Annotated in this window: 2 rRNA genes; both read right to left on the reverse strand. The window is 41.2% G+C overall.

Annotation, left to right across the window (positions count from 1 at the left end):
* Positions 1 to 594, reverse strand: a 23S ribosomal RNA gene (locus ACF91D_RS30720); the annotation flags it as partial.
* Between the two features lie 288 nt (positions 595 to 882).
* Positions 883 to 934: ribosomal RNA gene (locus ACF91D_RS30725) — 16S ribosomal RNA — on the reverse strand; the annotation flags it as partial.

The raw sequence follows: 934 nt of genomic DNA on the forward strand, positions 1-934 counted from the left end.
CATTAACGGGCTCTGACTACTTGTAAGCACACGGTTTCAAGTTCTATTTCACTCCCCTTCCGGGGTACTTTTCACCTTTCCCTCACGGTACTGGTTCACTATCGGTCACTAGAGAGTATTTAGCCTTGGGAGATGGTCCTCCCGGATTCCGACGGAATTTCTCGTGTTCCGTCGTACTCAGGATCCACTCAAGAGTGAACAAACTTTCGACTACAGGATTATTACCTTCTTTGATTCATCTTTCCAGATGATTCGTCTAGTTTATTCTTTTGTAACTCCGTATAGAGTGTCCTACAACCCCAACAAGCAAGCTCATTGGTTTGGGCTCTTCCCGTTTCGCTCGCCGCTACTCAGGGAATCGATTTTTCTTTCTCTTCCTGCGGGTACTAAGATGTTTCAGTTCTCCGCGTCTACCTTCAGATATGCTATGTATTCACATATCGATAACATGACATAACTCATGCTGGGTTTCCCCATTCGGAAATCTCTGGATCAAAGCTTACTTACAGCTCCCCAAAGCATATCGTCGTTAGTAACGTCCTTCATCGGCTTCTAGTGCCAAGGCATCCACCGTGCGCCCTTAATAACTTAATCTTTTTTGACTTTCAACACGAACAAGTCGGTTGAAAACCCAAAATGTTATTAATCTGTGAGTGTTCTTTCGAACACTAGCGATTATTTCTTTTTGAATTCAAAGCTTGTTTAAAAACTCTAATTCACTCGGTTTTGCTTGGTAAAATCATAAATTTTACTTACTTATCTAGTTTTCAATGTACAAAATAATGCAATGAATACTCCAATGAGCACTCAAAACTGAATACAATATGTCAATGTTATTCCTATTTCATCTTCGTAAGAAGATGTTTCCGAATATATCCTTAGAAAGGAGGTGATCCAGCCGCACCTTCCGATACGGCTACCTTGTTACGACTTC

The sequence above is a fragment of the Staphylococcus sp. 231237_7MaSpsaltlick genome, from assembly GCF_043107035.1.